The sequence below is a fragment of the Flintibacter sp. SJQ-8 genome, from assembly GCF_054108085.1.
In genome coordinates this window covers 431,110-446,589 of sequence record NZ_JBPJWR010000016.1, presented here as the reverse complement: position 1 = coordinate 446,589, position 15,480 = coordinate 431,110, and the positions used below count along the sequence as shown (strand labels likewise).

General features: G+C 60.7%; 11 protein-coding genes, 1 tRNA gene and 1 CRISPR repeat array. Of the genes, 8 read left to right on the top strand and 4 right to left on the bottom strand.

What is annotated here, in order from left to right:
- Nucleotides 1-358: 358 nt before the first annotated feature.
- From ACSAMP_RS13655 to ACSAMP_RS13645, 3 genes are all read right to left on the bottom strand, one after another.
- The gene (locus tag ACSAMP_RS13655) at nucleotides 359-2,350 is read right to left on the bottom strand and encodes a DNA gyrase/topoisomerase IV subunit B (protein WP_457800815.1); all 1,992 of its coding nucleotides are present in this window, start codon (nucleotides 2,348-2,350) and stop codon (nucleotides 359-361) included.
- Between the two features lie 168 nt (nucleotides 2,351-2,518).
- The gene (locus ACSAMP_RS13650) at nucleotides 2,519-3,838 is read right to left on the bottom strand and encodes an ATP-binding protein (protein ID WP_457800814.1); all 1,320 of its coding nucleotides are present in this window, start codon (nucleotides 3,836-3,838) and stop codon (nucleotides 2,519-2,521) included.
- Between the two features lie 254 nt (nucleotides 3,839-4,092).
- Nucleotides 4,093-6,195, bottom strand: a complete 2,103-nt coding sequence (locus ACSAMP_RS13645; RefSeq protein ID WP_457800813.1) for a glutamine synthetase III family protein — start codon at nucleotides 6,193-6,195, stop codon at nucleotides 4,093-4,095.
- 388 nt (nucleotides 6,196-6,583) lie between these two features.
- On the opposite strand from ACSAMP_RS13645, the gene glnA reads away from it, so the two are divergent.
- The 8 genes from glnA to ACSAMP_RS13605 all read left to right on the top strand — a co-directional run bounded on the left by glnA (nucleotide 6,584) and on the right by ACSAMP_RS13605 (nucleotide 13,285).
- On the top strand, nucleotides 6,584-7,915 hold the full coding sequence (gene glnA, locus ACSAMP_RS13640; protein ID WP_441795462.1) for a type I glutamate--ammonia ligase: 1,332 nt from the start codon (nucleotides 6,584-6,586) through the stop codon (nucleotides 7,913-7,915).
- Nucleotides 7,916-8,004: 89 nt separating this feature from the next.
- Nucleotides 8,005-8,544 carry an ANTAR domain-containing response regulator gene (locus ACSAMP_RS13635; protein WP_457800812.1) on the top strand — a complete coding sequence of 180 codons (540 nt, stop codon included), beginning with the start codon at nucleotides 8,005-8,007 and terminating at the stop codon, nucleotides 8,542-8,544.
- A 128-nt stretch (nucleotides 8,545-8,672) separates the two neighbouring features.
- Complete coding sequence (dapF, locus tag ACSAMP_RS13630; protein ID WP_457800811.1) at nucleotides 8,673-9,503, top strand: diaminopimelate epimerase; 831 nt, start codon at nucleotides 8,673-8,675, stop codon at nucleotides 9,501-9,503.
- 110 nt (nucleotides 9,504-9,613) lie between these two features.
- A tRNA-Pro gene (locus ACSAMP_RS13625) sits at nucleotides 9,614-9,690 on the top strand.
- Between the two features lie 127 nt (nucleotides 9,691-9,817).
- A complete protein-coding gene (locus ACSAMP_RS13620) occupies nucleotides 9,818-10,762 on the top strand; it encodes a hypothetical protein (RefSeq protein WP_457800810.1) in 945 nt (314 codons plus the stop codon).
- Nucleotides 10,763-10,958: 196 nt separating this feature from the next.
- Entirely contained in the window at nucleotides 10,959-11,219 is a 261-nt protein-coding gene (locus ACSAMP_RS13615) for a polysaccharide biosynthesis protein (protein ID WP_457800809.1), read from the top strand.
- A complete protein-coding gene (locus ACSAMP_RS13610) occupies nucleotides 11,204-12,352 on the top strand; it encodes an oligosaccharide flippase family protein (RefSeq protein ID WP_457800808.1) in 1,149 nt (382 codons plus the stop codon). Before ACSAMP_RS13615 ends, ACSAMP_RS13610 begins: the two co-directional genes overlap by 16 nt.
- A 9-nt stretch (nucleotides 12,353-12,361) precedes the next feature.
- Nucleotides 12,362-13,285, top strand: coding sequence for a DUF368 domain-containing protein (locus ACSAMP_RS13605; RefSeq protein ID WP_457800807.1), 924 nt, complete (start codon nucleotides 12,362-12,364; stop codon nucleotides 13,283-13,285).
- 298 nt (nucleotides 13,286-13,583) lie between these two features.
- Nucleotides 13,584-15,014: a CRISPR direct-repeat array (repeat unit 32 nt; unit sequence ATTTCTACTCGCGCCCCCACGGGAGGGGCGAC).
- A 169-nt stretch (nucleotides 15,015-15,183) separates the two neighbouring features.
- Here the strand turns inward: ACSAMP_RS13605 and cas2 are convergent.
- Nucleotides 15,184-15,474, bottom strand: coding sequence for a CRISPR-associated endonuclease Cas2 (gene cas2, locus ACSAMP_RS13600; RefSeq protein ID WP_441795467.1), 291 nt, complete (start codon nucleotides 15,472-15,474; stop codon nucleotides 15,184-15,186).
- Between the last annotated feature and the right edge of the window lie 6 nt (nucleotides 15,475-15,480).

Here is a 15,480-nt window from a genome sequence, read left to right as displayed (position 1 = left end):
AATGGACTGTTTTATCTTGACGCCCAGCGGGGTGAGGGAAACGGGCGGGTCGGAGAACAGGTCGGCCTGTTGGCCGATGTGGCAAAAGAACACACAGTCCCGCCGCGCAGCGCATATGGTAACGAAATAAGATCCTGGGGAGCTATAGTCGTAGGCAGAGAGACGAAGACTCGGCCTGCGGGGATAAATGATATCATCAGACAAAGAGAACGCCCCCGTTGAGAAATGATAAATTTACCGTTTTATCGTTGTGCGGTGGTCGTCGCGGGCGGACACAGAGGTCCGCCCCTACGGCGTGTCAGGATAGTCTTGTTGCTAAATCCATTATGTCCGTGTCAGGGTGGCCCGAGATAAACCCTTACGAAATATCCGCCAGGTCCAGGTATTTATATCCGTTATCCGCGATGTGGCTCTTGCGGCCCTGGAGGTCGTCGCCCAGGAGGAGGTCGAAGACCTGGGCGGTGCGCTCCACGTCCTCGGGCATGACCTTGATGAGCCGCCGGGTGGCGGGGGACATGGTGGTCAGGGCCATCATCTCCGGGTCGTTCTCGCCCAGGCCCTTGGAGCGCTGGATCTCATACTTCTTCCCGGCAAGCTGAGCGACTTTGTCGTTCTTCTCCTTGTCGGAGTAGGCGAAGAAGGGATAGGGCATGTCCTTGCAGGTGATCTCGTACAGGGGGGACTCGGCAATGTAGACATAGCCCTGCTGGATGAGGGTGGGGGTCAGGCGATAGAGCATGGTGAGGATCAGGGTGCGGATCTGGAAGCCGTCCACGTCGGCGTCGGTGCAGATGACGATCTTGTTCCAGCGCAGGCTGTTCAGGTCGAAGGAGGCCAGGTCCTTGGCCCGCTTGTCCTGCACCTCCACGCCGCAGCCCAGCACCTTCAGCAGGTCGGTGATGATCTCGCTTTTGAAGATCTTGTTGTAGTCGGCCTTCAGGCAGTTCAAGATCTTGCCCCGCACGGGCATGATGCCCTGGAACTCCGCGTCACGGCTGAGCTTTACGCTGCCCATGGCGGAGTCGCCCTCCACGATGTACAGCTCCCGCCGGGACACGTCCTTGGTGCGGCAGTCCACAAACTTCTGCACCCGGTTGGACAGGTCCATGGAGCCGGTGAGCTTCTTTTTCAGATTCAGCCGGGTCTTCTCCGCGTTCTCCCGGGACCGCTTGTTGATGAGCACCTGTTCGGCGATCTTCTGGGCGTCCTGGGGGTTCTCGGTGAAATAGACCTCCAGCCGCTCCCGGAGGAAGCGGGTCATGGCCTCCTGGACGAACTTGTTGTTGATGGCCTTTTTCGTCTGGTTCTCATAGGAGGCCAGGGTGGAGAAGTTGTTGCTCACCAGCACCAACGCGTCCTGAACGTCAGGGAAGGTGATCTTGCTCTCGTTTTTGTTATACTTGTTCTGGCTTTTCAGATAGGCGTCCAGCTCAGAGACAAAGGCGGACCGCACCGCCCGGTCCGGGGAGCCGCCGTGCTCCAGCCAGGAGGAGTTGTGATAGTGCTCGATGACCTGTACCCGGTTGGAGAAGCAGAAGGACACGGACAGCTTCACTTTATACTCCGGCTTGTCCGCCTGGTCCCGGCCCCGGTCCTCCGCCTCCCAGAAGACGGGCTTGGTGAGGGCGTCCTCCCCGGCCAGCTCGGCCACATAGTCCACGATGCCGTTTTCATAGAGAAAATCGGTGGTCTCGAACTTGCCGCCCACCTGGTTGCGGAAGCGGAAGGTGATGCCCGCGTTGACCACCGACTGGCGCTTCATCACGTCCAGATAGTATTCCACCGGGATATCCACGTCGGTGAACACCTCAGGGTCGGGCTTCCAGTGGAACAGGGAGCCCGTCTTCTTGCCCCGGTCTGTGGGCTCCTTGTGCAGGCCGCCGATGTTCTCGCCCTTTTCAAAGTGGAGGGTGTATTTAAAGCCGTCCCGCCAGATGGTGGCGTCGAAATATTCGCTGGAATACTGGGTGGCGCAGGCGCCCAGGCCGTTCAGACCCAGGGAATATTCATAGTTGTCCCCGCTGGTGTTGTCATATTTGCCGCCGGCGTACAGCTCGCAAAAGACCAGCTCCCAGTTAAAGCGCTGCTCGTTCTCGTTCCAGTCCACGGGGCAGCCCCGGCCCTGGTCCTCCACCTGGATGGACCGGTCAGCAAAGCGGGTGACGGTGATGAGCCGCCCGTGGCCCTCCCGGGCCTCGTCGATGGCGTTGGACATGATCTCGAACACGGAGTGCTCGCAGCCCTCCAGCCCGTCGGAGCCGAAGATAACGCCGGGCCGCTTCCGCACCCGCTCCGCCCCCTTCAGGGCGGAAATAGATTCGTTTCCATAGGGGGTTTTCTTTTGAGCCATGGTAAACCTTCCTCACTCTTTTCGTGCATGTGACGTACATAATATATCACTATAATCATACCAAATTTCCCGGGGGAAAGTCAAGGAAGGGGAAGCGCGACAAAAAAGCACCCCGCCCGCACCTGGAACAGGCACGGGCGGGGAAAGACAACAAAGGGAACGCACAGGTCAGTCCGAAAGCAGCCAGTCGATCAGGTTTTTAGATCGGATACCCTCGTAAGACTGCTCCACTCCAGGGTCCAGCGACAGCACGATTTTTTCATAGTTGTCCTGTATCCTTTGCAGCGGAGCCAATTCACGCAGACGGACCGTTTCGGCGCTCATGGATTCAGTCACTTGGATATAGATCTTGTCCGTGGTAGTGGTGGCGATAAAGTCCACCTCGGCGTTGTCGATCTTGCCGATGGCGACGTCGTAGCCCCGGCGCAGCAACTCGAAATAGACCAGGTTTTCCAGGACATGTCCGCTGTCACGGTCACGCAGCCCCAGGAGACAGTTGCGCAGCCCGATGTCCACGATATAGTATTTTCCAAGAGTGCGGAGGTATTCTTTTCCTTTGATGTCAAACCGTTTGATCTCATAGAAGAAGTAGCTTTCCAGCAGCGCATTCACATAAGCCTGCACCGTGTGCGTACTTGGGCTGCCTCTGCGCTGCCCGTGCTCCAGCAGCCCCTCGTTGGACAGTGTGTTTCCAATGGAGGAGATAGAGACGGTGGAGCCCACGTTGTCGGCCAAAAACAGAATGATCTTGCGCAGCAGCGCCGCGTCTGTGATCTGACGCTGCCCACGGCGCTTTTCCCGTTCCAGAATGTCGCGCATGATGACCGTGGAATAAATACCGTCCAGCAGGGCAAAGGCCCGCTCCTGGTCCAGGCCCACATCGGCGATCCCAGGCATCCCACCAAAGCACAGATAGGCGTCGAACACTTCCCGTATCTCATAGGGTTCGTTGTCCTTGCCGAATATCTGTTTGCGGGTCCCGCCCAGGGCGCTGTTGGTCACGCGGACCTGAAAGTCGTGAAAGTCCAGAAACTCCCGGAAGGACAGGGGGAGCATTTTGATCTCGACACAGCGGCCTGAGAGATAGGTGGAGTACTCAGAGGAGAGGAGATAGGCGTTGGAGCCGGTGACATAGATATCACAGTCAAGGTCCACCCGGAAGGCGTTGACCGCGTTTTCCCAGGCCTCGATTCGCTGCAGCTCGTCAAAGAAGAGATACATTCGCTTTTGCGGAACTGTGCGGGCGCGGACGTATTGGTAAATATCATCTGCGGTCATGCTGCGGAAGTCGTGGGATTCAAAATTCATTTCGATGATCTGCTCCGGGAGCACGCCGGTATCGCGCAGATGCTCTGCCATCAGCTTCAGCAGACTGGATTTTCCGCAGCGGCGGATACCGGTGATGATCTTGACAGGTTCCGTGTCCTGAAAACCGATCAGCTTATCCAGATAAGATTTGCGCATTTTCAGCTTGTGAGATCCGATCATAGGAACACACCTCCTGTGGATAGTATGGCATAAACTCTAAAAAAAATCAAGTTTGTGCTATCAACAGCATAAACTTTAGAATTCGACGAATAAATGCTATGTGCGACAAAAAAGCACCCCGCCCGCACCTGGTTACAGGCGCGGGCGGGGCTTTGGGACACAGACGGCGGCGGAAAGAAGAGAAGAAAGTGAGGAGAAAGGAAAAGGTACCAGGAAAATGGAGAGAAGAGACCGCCGTCTGACAGACGCGAAAATTACACCTCGAACATCAGGTCGCCATAGGTGGGCACGGGCCAGATGGCCTTGTCCACCAGCAGCTCCAGCTCGTCCACGGGCTTGCGCAGGGCAGCCATGGCGGGGACGATCTGGTCGTGATAGGCCATGGCCATGGCGGGCACGTCGTCCATGGAGTCCACCTGGGGCAGCAGGACCTTCAGCTTCTCCAGGGCCTCAGACGCCTGGGTCAGCAGGGCGGAGCACTTCTCCAGCAGCTCCTTCTGCACGGGGGCGTCCACGCCGGCGCCGGTGACGGCGGCGATGGACTGGCCCAGACGGGTGCAGTCGTGGATGGCGGCGGGGATATAGTGCTTGCCGGCCATGTGGATCATGGTCTGGGTCTCGATCTTCAGCACCTTGGCATAGGTCTCGTACATGATCTCCGCCCGGGCCTCCAGCTCGGACTTGGTGTAGATGTTGAACTTGGTGAACAGGTTCTCGGCCTTCTCGGTGGTTAGAGCGGGGATGGCGTTGACCATGGAGGGCAGGTTGGGCAGACCACGGCGGGCGGCCTCCTCCACCCAGGCGTCGGAATAGCCGTTGCCGTTGAAGATGACCCGGTGGTGGGCGGAGAGCATGTCGTGGATGAGCTTGAAGCAGGCGGCGTTAAAGTCGTCGGCCTTCTCCAGCACGTCGGCGGCCTCGCACATGGCCTCGGCCACGATGGCGTTCAGGGTGGTGTTGGCGTCGGCGATGGAGTCGGAGGAGCCCACCATGCGGAACTCGAACTTGTTGCCGGTGAAGGCGAAGGGAGAGGTGCGGTTCCGGTCGGTGGCGTCCTTTTTGATCAGGGGCACGGTGGACACGCCGGAATAGAGCTTGGTGGTGGCCAGCAGCTGCACAGAGTCGGCGTTGGACACGATCTGGTCCACCACGCTGTCCAGCTGATCGCCCAGGAAGATGGAGATGATGGCGGGGGGAGCCTCCTGAGCGCCCAGGCGGTGCTCGTTGCCCGGGTTAGAGGCGGAGCAGCGCAGCAGGTCGGCGTGGACGTCCACCGCCTTGATGATGCAGGAGAGGACCAGCAGGAACTGGAGATTCTCGTTGGGGGTGTCGCCGGGGTCCAGCAGGTTCTCGCCCAGGTTGGTGGTGAGAGACCAGTTGTCGTGCTTGCCGGAGCCGTTCACACCGGCGTAGGGCTTTTCGTGGAGCAGACACACCAGACCGTGGCGGGTGGCCACCCGCTTCATGGTCTCCATGGCCAGCTGGTTCTGGTCCACGGCCAGGTTGCACATGGTATAGATGGGGGCCATCTCATGCTGGGCGGGGGCCACCTCGTTGTGCTGGGTGGTGGCGGGGATGCCCAGCTTCCACAGCTCCTGGTTCAGGTCGGCCATGAACTGGCCCACACGATAGCGGATGACGCCGAAATACTGGTCGTCCAGCTCCTGGCCCTTGGGGGCGGGGGCGCCGAACAGGGTGCGTCCGGTGTAGATGAGGTCGCGGCGCTTTAAGTACTTGTCCCGGTCCACCAGGAAATACTCCTGCTCCGCGCCCACAGAGGGGGTCACCCGGGTGGCCTGGGTGTTGCCGAACAGGCGCAGGATACGCACGGCCTGGGTGCTCACGGCCTCCATAGACCGGAGCAGGGGGGTCTTCTTGTCCAGGGCCTCGCCGTTATAGGAGACAAAGATGGTGGGGATGCACAGGATGGTGCCGCAGGACATCTCCTTCACAAAGGCGGGGGAGGTCATGTCCCAGGCGGTGTAGCCCCGGGCGTAGTGGGTGGCCCGCAGGCCGCCGGAGGGGAAGGAGGAGGCGTCGGGCTCGCCCTTGATGAGCTGCTTGCCCGTCAGCTGAAGCAGGGTCTTGCTGTCGTCGGGGGCGGTGATGAAGGAGTCATGCTTTTCGGCGGTGATGCCGGTGAGGGGCTGGAACCAGTGGGTGTAGTGGGTGGCGCCCTTTTCCACCGCCCAGTCCTTCATGGCGTTGGCCACGATGTCGGCGGTGGCCATGGTGATGTTGCCGCCGTGCTCCATCACGTCTACCACCTCGGCATAGGCTTTCTTGGGCAGGCGCTCCCGCATGACAGACATGCTGAACACGTTTTCGCCGAAAATTTCAGAGATGTTCACGCTCATATGATCCGATCCTTTCCTTTTAAACCGGTGGCGGTCAGGGTAAAAAAAGAGACAACAACGCCAACTCAGACGTCATTGCCCTACTTCACAGCAGACCGCTCTACTCCACATCCAAAATAGGAAGCAAGCAAATCTTCTGCTACTAACATACCCTATCCCGGCCTCTTTTGCAAGAGTGAATTCTGACTAAAGTTCCCGGCGGACCGGCCAGAAAATCATGGGAGTTCTCACGAAAGTGATAAAAAACCGGCGAAAATGCCCCGCCTTTCCCGGGAAAGCGGCTCAGAAAAGAAAGCCGCCTCTTGACAGAAGCGCCCCTGAAATGCCATACTTTTTTCATTAAGTCCCAAAGCGGCCCTCCCGCGGGAGGAGAAAAGGAGCGTTCTGCATGGGTCACACCAAGGAAGACATCATCCGTCTGGTAGAGGACGAAGAGATCGAGTTTATCCGAATGCAGTTTGTGGATATTTTCGGCCAGCTGAAAAACGTGGCCATCACCGCCTCTCAGATCGAGAAGGCGGTGAACAACCAGATCATGTTCGACGGCTCCTCCATCGAGGGGTTCACCCGCATCAACGAGTCGGACCAGTGCCTGTATCCCGATTTGAACAGCTTTACCATCTTCCCCTGGCGGCCCTCCCAGGGCAAGGTGGCCCGGCTCATCTGCGACGTGTATAACCCGGACGGCACCCCCTTTGTGGGCGACCCCCGGGGCGTGCTGCGCCGGGTGCTCCGCCGGGCGGAGGACATGGGTTTTGACACCTTTAACATCGGCCCGGAGCTGGAGTTCTTCCTGTTCGAGACCGACGAGATGGGCCGGGCCACCACTATTACCCGGGACGAGGCGGGCTATTTCGACTTAGGCCCCCTGGACCACGGGGAGTCCACCCGCCGGGAGGTGTGCATGAACCTGGAGGAGATGGGCTTTGAGATCGAGGCCAGCCACCACGAGTGCGCCATCGGCCAGCACGAGATCGACTTTAAATATGTGGACGCCTTAGACGGGGCGGACAAGATCATGACCCTGAAGCTGGCCGTGAAGACCCTGGCCCAGAAAAACGGCCTGCACGCCACCTTCATGCCCAAGCCGGTGTACGGCGTGGCCGGGTCGGGGATGCACCTGAACATGTCCCTGTTCAAAGACGGGCGGAACGTGTTCTATGACGAGGGGGGCCAGCGGCAGCTGTCGAAAACGGCCCGGTCCTTTATTGCCGGACTGCTGCGCCACGCCGACGGCTTCACCGCCCTGACCAACCCCCTGGTGAACTCCTACAAGCGCCTGGGGGCGGGGTATGAGGCCCCCCGGTATAAGGCCTGGTCTTCGGCCAACCGGTCCACCCTGATCCGCATCCCCTCGGTGCGGGGACAGAGCACCCGGGTGGAGCTGCGCAGCCCGGACCCCTCCTGCAACCCATATCTGGCGGTGGCCGCCTGTCTGGCCGCCGGGCTGGACGGCATCGCCCAGGGGCTGGAGCCGCCGGAGGAGATCTCCGGGGACGTGTACGCCATGGACGACGCGGCCCGGGCGGCCCGGAACATCGGGGCCCTGCCCGAGACGCTGAAGGACGCCCTGGACGCCCTGGAGCGGGACAAGCTGATGATGGACGTGCTGGGGGAGCATGTGGCCCGGCACTACATCCAGGGCAAGCGCAAGGAGTGGAACGAGTATCAGACCCGGGTGTCCAGCTGGGAGCTGGAGAAGTATCTGGTGACCTATTAAAACGATACTCGGGCTTTATGAATCTGGTGTAGGGGCGGCCTGTGGCCGCCCGGACAAATCGTTTACAACTGGGAGAGGGGGAAGCGGACATGGAGACGGTGATCGTGGCCTTTGAAAACGGGACCATGGCCCAGCGTTTTGGCGAGCTGCTGGAGAACACCGGCACGGCCAAATGCCTCCTGTGCCGCTCCGGGGACCAGGTCCGCCGTCTGATGAACAAGCAGACGGTGTACTGCGTGGTCTGCGGTCCCCATCTGTCCGACGGCCCGGCGGAGTGGCTGGCGGAGGACCTGCCCCCGGCCTGCTCCCTGCTTCTGGTGGGGCCTCAGCACATGCTGGACGCCTGCGCCAGCCGGGACGTGTACACCCTGGCCACCCCCATCCGCCGGGAGGAGGCGGTGTCCACCGTCAAGCTGCTGCTCCAGTTCGGCCACCGGATGGAGCGCTTCACCGCCGCCCGCCGAACCAGCGCCGACCAGGCCACGGTGGACCGGGCGAAAAAGCTGCTCATGGACCGCCTGGGCATGACCGAGGACCAGGCCCACCGGGAGCTGCAAAAGCGAAGCATGGACGCCGGAGCCAGACTGAGCCACACGGCAAGACAGGTCATTCGAGAGCTAGAAAAATAGTTAGGAGTTAGGAGGGATGAGTTAGGAGTTGGCCACTCCACTCATCCCTCCTAACTCCTAACTCATAACTCTATGGGAGCCGGCATACCTTGTACCAGCTTGATATTGGTGCAAGGGTGGTGCGTGCTGTGAAGTTTGTAAAAATGGAGGGCCTGGGCAACGACTATCTCTTTCTCAACTGCCTGGAGGGGGAGCCGCCTGACCTGCCCCGGCTGGCGAAACGGCTCAGTGACCGGCATTTTGGCGTTGGGGCGGACGGACTTATCTGCGTCAAGCCGGGGTGGGCGGGGGACTTTGCCATGGAGATGTACAACGCCGATGGCTCCCGGGGGGCCATGTGCGGCAACGGCATCCGCTGCCTGGGCAAGTTTGTGTATGACAATGGCCTGACCCGCAAGCGCTGCCTGACCGTCCAGACTGACGCGGGGCCCCGGGGGCTGGAGCTGTCCGTCCAGAACGGCCAGGTGGCGGAGGTGACGGTGGACATGGGGCCGGCCCAGGTGGAGGAGGAGGTATACTGCCAGACCCCGGCGGGGGCCTTTTGGGTCACGCCGGTGGATGTGGGCAACCCCCACGGGGTGGTCTTCTGCCCGGAGTGGACGGAGGAGGAGACGGCCCGGGTGGGCCCCATGCTGGAGGGCTGCCCCCAGTTGGGAGAGCGGCGGAACATCGAGTTTTTGACGGTGGAGGACCGGGAGCACCTGACCGTCCGGGTGTGGGAGCGGGGCAGCGGCGTGACCCTGGCCTGCGGCACCGGGGCCTGCGCCAGCTTCGCCGCCGCCCGACGCCGGGACCTGTGTGGGAGGAAGGTGCAGGTCCGCCTGCCCGGAGGCACTTTAAAGGTGGAGGAGCGGGAGGGCAGGCTCTTTATGACCGGCCCGGCCCACACCGTCTTCCGGGGCGAGATCGACCTGCCTTGGCCGCCTGGACCGAGCCGGGAGACGGACGAAACACGCTGACAGAAAATACAAGAAAAATTTTTCAAAAAATCGAAAAAAAGACTTGCATTTCTCCCGGGGGTATGCTATTATAACTAAGCTGTCTGACACGGACAGCCAACAGAATACTTCCGGGTGTGGCGAAGTTTGGTATCGCGCTTGAATGGGGTTCAAGAGGCCCTGAGTTCGAATCTCAGCACTCGGACCAAAAGTCCTGAAAACGAAAGTTTTCAGGACTTTTTCTATCTGTTTCAACAGCACTTGCCCCCTGCCATTTCCTGTGATATAATAGGCCAACTCAAGCAATATGGCCATGAAGGAATTGGAGGTGCTCTATGAAGCGAAAGGTCACTTTGGCGCTGGCGGTTTTGGCCGTGGCGGCCCTGTGCGCCCTGGGGGGCGTCTGCCTCACCTATCCCATCCAACTGGACCAGGCCACGCTGCCCGGGTATCTGGCGGACTTCTATGACCGGGGCCGCAGCACGCCCCTGTCGCCACAGGTCACGATATATGACGAACTGGAGCTGGGCCGGCGAAACTATTACCTGTTTGAGGTGGGGCCCGATTTAGAACTGGGCACCGCCACACTGGAGCGCGGCCCCCTGGGGCGGTATAAGATCGTCCGCATTGGCTGGGGCGGCGGAAACTTTAAAAACAGCGTGGAGGAGAGCGGCGGGGAGAAATACCTGCTCATCGCCGGGCGGGACGCCGGGGAGCAGATCGCCAGAATATCCGCCCAGCTGGGGGGAGAGACCTATGACCTGTACCCCCAGGGGGACCACTTCCTGGTCTGCACCAAGCTCAGCGGCCTGACGGAGGACACCCACGTGGATGATATGACCTTCTATAACGGGGCGGGGGAGGACATCACGGGGGATTACTTCCCCGGCAGCAGCCAGAAGCCGCCCGACGAGATGGGCGACGCCGACTGGGCTGCCCCCACGGATACGGGTCTGGCGGAGACGGTGTGGGGCTGCTCCGGCTGGGTCCTGAAGCTGGGCGGAGACGCGGACGCCGCCGACTGGGCGGGCACGGCGGAGCTGTGCGAGAGCCAGGAGGGCCAGTCCGACGAACTGGTCTGCTCCGGCCAGTGGCGGATGGAGGAAGACGACCTCCGCCTGGAGCTGTCCGGCCAGGACATGACGGTCAGTGGAGCCTTCCCCGTGGAGATATCTCCCTCCGGCGAGCAGCTGCGCATCCGTTCCACGCAAGAGGGCGAACAGCTGCCCTTCCTGCAGGACCAGGAGGACGAAGTCGAACTGACGCTGTATTTCGGATAGGATAAAATAGCATAAACTGAGGGCTGCGGCGTGTGCCGCAGCCCTTTTGCTGTTTTGTGCCTCAGTTTAAACTTTGTTTAACAACTGTTTATATCGAGTTTTACGCCTCCCGTTACAATGACATGGTGTAAGGGAGGCGCTTGTTTATTATGGGAGAGACGAACGAAGCACAGGGCAGTTTGGCGGCGGGCCTGGCATGAACAAATACCAGACCCTGGCGGCCAACACCATTCTGATGAGCATCGGCACCGTCGGCTCTAAGCTGCTGGTGTTTTTGATGGTGCGGTTTTACACCGGCTATCTCACCCCGGCGGAGTACGGCACCGCCGACCTCATCACCCAGACGGCAAATCTGCTGATCCCCCTGGTGTCGCTGGACATCACCGACGCGGTGTTTCGTTTTGCGGCGGACCGCCGGAGCGGACGGGCGGGGCCTTCTCCGTGGGCCTGCGGGTGATCACCCTGGGCTCGGCGGGAATGCTGCTGGTGATCGCCCTTTTACAGGGGTTCCCGGAGGTGCGGGCCTATGGATTCCTGCTGGCCTCCTTCGTCATCGCCTCCTGCTATCACGCTCTCTGTGCCCACTTCGTCCGGACCAGGGGGGACACGGCCCTGTTTGCCGCCCAAGGACTGTTCAACACGGCCCTGTTCATCGGTCTGAACGTGCTCTTTCTGGCGGTGTTCCAGTGGGGCATCCGAGGCTATGTCCTGTCCACCACGGTGGCGAACCTGGCCACAACGCTGGGGCTTGTCTGGAAAGCGCGGCTGTGGCGGTATGTGCAATTCGCACCCAAAAGCAGGCTGCGGCGGCAGATGCTGCGCTATTGCATCCCGCTGATCCCCACGGCCATCTTCTGGTGGGTCATGGGGGTGTCGGACCGGTATATGGTCAAGTGGTTTTTGGGCAGCGACGCCAACGGCATCTACGCCGTGGCCTATAAGATCCCCACCATCCTGACCATTTTGGCCTCTGTATTCATGGACGCCTGGCAGCTGTCCGCCATTGCCGAGAGCAGCGGGGACCGGCGGGCCCACCTGCGGTTCTATGGGCGGATCTGGGACCTGTTCGCCTCCACCGTCTTTTTGGGGGCAGGCGGGATCATTGCCCTGTCGCCGCTGCTCATCCGCATTCTGGCGGACGAGCCATACTACCCCGCGTGGCGGTATATCCCCATGCTGACCCTGTCCATGGCCGCCGCCGCTCTCTCCAACTTTATGGGCAGCGTCTATGTGGTGACCAAAAAGAGCGCGGCCTCCTTCTGGACCTCACTGGTGGGGGCGATATCCAACGTCCTGCTGAACCTGTGGCTCATCCCCTGGCTGGGCATTCAGGGAGCTGCCGCCGCCACCTTTTTCAGCTGTCTGGCGGTGTTTTTGATCCGGCTGGTCAACGCCCGCCTGCTGCTCCCCTTCCACCTCTCCGGGAAAAAGCTGGCCCTGGGCGTGGGCACGCTGACGGTTCAGACCGGGTGGCTCCTGCTGGGGCTCCCCGGAGGGCTGCTGGTGCAGGGCGGGTGTCTGGTGCTCCTGTTGCTGCTGGGCGCTCCGGCAGTTTTGTCCACCGCACAGATGATCTTTCACAGAAAGTAGGCGTTTTTTATGATCGTAACGGTATTTCACGGCTTTTGCATGGCCCTGGCCGACAGCGTCCCCGGCGTATCCGGCGGGACCATCGCGTTCATCCTGGGCTTTTACGAGCGCTTTTTGGACGCCATCCACGACCTGTTCCGGGGGGAGAGGGAGCGGCGAAAGGCCGGGCTGCGCTATGTGCTGAAGCTGGGGCTGGGCTGGATGGTGGGCATGACCGCCTGTGTGATCCTGCTGTCCGGCCTGTTTGCCAAGAACATCTACTTCATGAGTTCCCTGTTCCTGGGACTCACCCTCTGTTCTGTCCCCTTCATCGTCTCGGCGGAGCGGGAGACGCTGAAAAAGCAGCCCCTGCGCCACGGGTGGTTCTTGCTGCTGGGGGTGGCCGCTGTGGCGGCCCTGACTCTGCTGCGCACGGGGATGGGCGCCATGGGCAGCGTGAACTATGCCCATCTCACGCCGGTCCAGTTGGTCTATCTGTTTTTCTCCGGCATGGTGGCCATCACCGCCATGGTGCTGCCCGGCATTTCCGGCTCGTCCATCCTGCTGATCGCGGGGGTGTACCTGCCCACGATCCAGGCCATCCACAGCTTTCTGCGCCTTCAGCTGGACGTGGTCCCCGGGCTGTGCGCCCTGGGCTTTGGCGTCGTCGCGGGAGCGGGGCTGTCCATCCACGCCATCCGCGCCGCCCTGCGCAGCTGCCGCAGCCAGATGGTCTGGCTGATCCTGGGCCTGATGCTGGGGTCGCTCTATGCCATCGCAAACGGCCCCGCCAGCCTGGACACACCCCTGCCGCCCCTGGACGCCGCCACCTTTCAGCTCCCCGCCTTCCTGCTGGGCACGGCCATCCTGCTGGCGCTGGAGGGGCTGAAAAAGGCCACCAAGCGGCGGGAGCAGGCCAACGGTGCCCTTCAGAAGGGGGAGAGCTTGTCATGAATCTGGACTGGAGCATCTATGTCCACTCCCCAGCGACATCCTGGGCGCGGCAGTGCTGGGCGTTCTGATCGGGGAGATAACGAGACGGTGGGGAAGGGCACGACCTGACCTGGACAATATAAAATGACAGAACCGGCGGCGTGGTACTTAAAAACCACGCCGCCGGTTTTGCTTGGGCCCCTGCGGGAGGGACAACTCAGCATTTTATGATTTGTCCCAGAAAAATGCTCATTTCAACTCACGCTCCTGTGAGAGGGGCGACTTACTGCGTCAACCCCAACATCAAGGGCGTACCGCAATTTCAACTCGCGCCCCCACGGGAGGGGCGACTGGCACTCAGTCGATTGTCCGGGGCGCACCATACACATTTCTACTCGCGCCCCCACGGGAGGGGCGACGGAGGTACACCAGCACGAAGAAAGCGGCGATATAATTTCTACTCGCGCCCCCACGGGAGGGGCGACGCGGGGCCACGTCGGAGGTGGGGTGGCTCAATCAATTTCTACTCGCGCCCCCACGGGAGGGGCGACGTCTTCCCCTTTGCGCTTTATAGCAGCCTGTATGAAATTTCTACTCGCGCCCCCACGGGAGGGGCGACGTATCCGCAAACGGGAATATAACGACCATCTGTATTTCTACTCGCGCCCCCACGGGAGGGGCGACTGAATCGGATTTTATATCTAATTAGACATATTCATTTCTACTCGCGCCCCCACGGGAGGGGCGACTGGATAACGTAGCGGAATCCAGAGCACTCAAATTATTTCTACTCGCGCCCCCACGGGAGGGGCGACGGGGACAGGGTATACGGTGGATAGGTGGTCCTTTATTTCTGCTCGCGCCCCCACGGGAGGGGCGACCCAGGCCATCGACTACGACGCGGAGGTGGGAGTGTATTTCTACTCGCGCCCCCACGGGAGGGGCGACGCGCAACCGGAATTGCGAGCTTAAAACAAGACATTATTTCTACTCGCGCCCCCACGGGAGGGGCGACCCGGGGCCGCCTCATCCGCCCCGGTGAAGAGGGAGATTTCTACTCGCGCCCCCACGGGAGGGGCGACCTGTGTCTGCGGCGGCCTGGAACTTGTCATAGATATTTCTACTCGCGCCCCCACGGGAGGGGCGACGATGACTGGTGCCGCACCCACACGGCCCCGGAAGAATTTCTACTCGCGCCCCCACGGGAGGGGCGACCGGCCTTGCTAAGGTGGCAAGCTGCACCAAGTACCGATTTCTACTCGCGCCCCCACGGGAGGGGCGACATAAGTACGCCATGCAGCGGGATATCATCCTCAAGATTTCTACTCGCGCCCCCACGGGAGGGGCGACCTGACCGCAGCGCCCCTTATCAGGCGGCGGACCTTATTTCTACTCGCGCCCCCACGGGAGGGGCGACCCCCCGCACGCAAGCATAGAACGGCACATTGCACTCAATTTCTACTCGCGCCCCCACGGGAGGGGCGACCAGGATGGCGGCCACGCTCTGCTTGTCCAGCTTATTTCTACTCGCGCCCCCACGGGAGGGGCGACGAGGTTGAGCAGTTTGGCATCTGAGATGCTCCGGATTTCTACTCGCGCCCCCACGGGAGGGGCGACGCTACTGCCCGTTGAAGAAGAAAGAGAGGAAATAATTTCTACTCGCGCCCCCACGGGAGGGGCGACGGAAACGTCCTGCCCCGCCTGCACCGCCCGCAGAGATTTCTACTCGCGCCCCCACGGGAGGGGCGACGGCAATTTTCCACAAAGTTGATGCTGTGTTTTGTGGAGAATTGCCGAAAGATCACGCGGTTTTTTACGAGATATTCCCCGTATGTCAGAGAAATCTTTCAAAAAGCCGCGAAAATCAAAAGAATTTTTGCGCGGACCTTCCGCGAAATTATGTACGGGAAGGGTCGGCGCTAGAAGATCAAGGCGCTTCCGGCTTCTACGAGAGGCTTTTTTCCCATGGTCTCGATCCGATTCTCATAGGAATTGCCCAGCCGATAGAAGCGGACGGAGTCTTGCTCCAAGTCAATGACCTTTTCCAGTTCATTTTTTAAAATGACCAGATGTGCGGCGTCTACAAGGACCTCGAACACAGAGTTTTGCACGCGCATTCCATGTCGTTCGCAAATCTTTGCGACTTTCCGCAGACGCTTTTGCCCAGCGGCGTCTGAGGTATCCACATCATATGTCACAACCAGCATCATGGGTCA

What these genes read in the sequence shown, in the direction of transcription:
- ACSAMP_RS13655 (WP_457800815.1), bottom strand. Translation starts at nt 2,350, where the DNA reads ATGGCTCAAAAGAAAACCCCCTATGGAAACGAATCTATTTCCGCCCTG.
- ACSAMP_RS13650 (WP_457800814.1), bottom strand. Translation starts at nt 3,838, where the DNA reads ATGATCGGATCTCACAAGCTGAAAATGCGCAAATCTTATCTGGATAAG.
- ACSAMP_RS13645 (WP_457800813.1), bottom strand. Translation starts at nt 6,195, where the DNA reads ATGAGCGTGAACATCTCTGAAATTTTCGGCGAAAACGTGTTCAGCATG.
- glnA (WP_441795462.1), top strand. Translation starts at nt 6,584, where the DNA reads ATGGGTCACACCAAGGAAGACATCATCCGTCTGGTAGAGGACGAAGAG.
- ACSAMP_RS13635 (WP_457800812.1), top strand. Translation starts at nt 8,005, where the DNA reads ATGGAGACGGTGATCGTGGCCTTTGAAAACGGGACCATGGCCCAGCGT.
- ACSAMP_RS13620 (WP_457800810.1), top strand. Translation starts at nt 9,818, where the DNA reads ATGAAGCGAAAGGTCACTTTGGCGCTGGCGGTTTTGGCCGTGGCGGCC.
- ACSAMP_RS13615 (WP_457800809.1), top strand. Translation starts at nt 10,959, where the DNA reads ATGAACAAATACCAGACCCTGGCGGCCAACACCATTCTGATGAGCATC.
- ACSAMP_RS13605 (WP_457800807.1), top strand. Translation starts at nt 12,362, where the DNA reads ATGATCGTAACGGTATTTCACGGCTTTTGCATGGCCCTGGCCGACAGC.
- cas2 (WP_441795467.1), bottom strand. Translation starts at nt 15,474, where the DNA reads ATGATGCTGGTTGTGACATATGATGTGGATACCTCAGACGCCGCTGGG.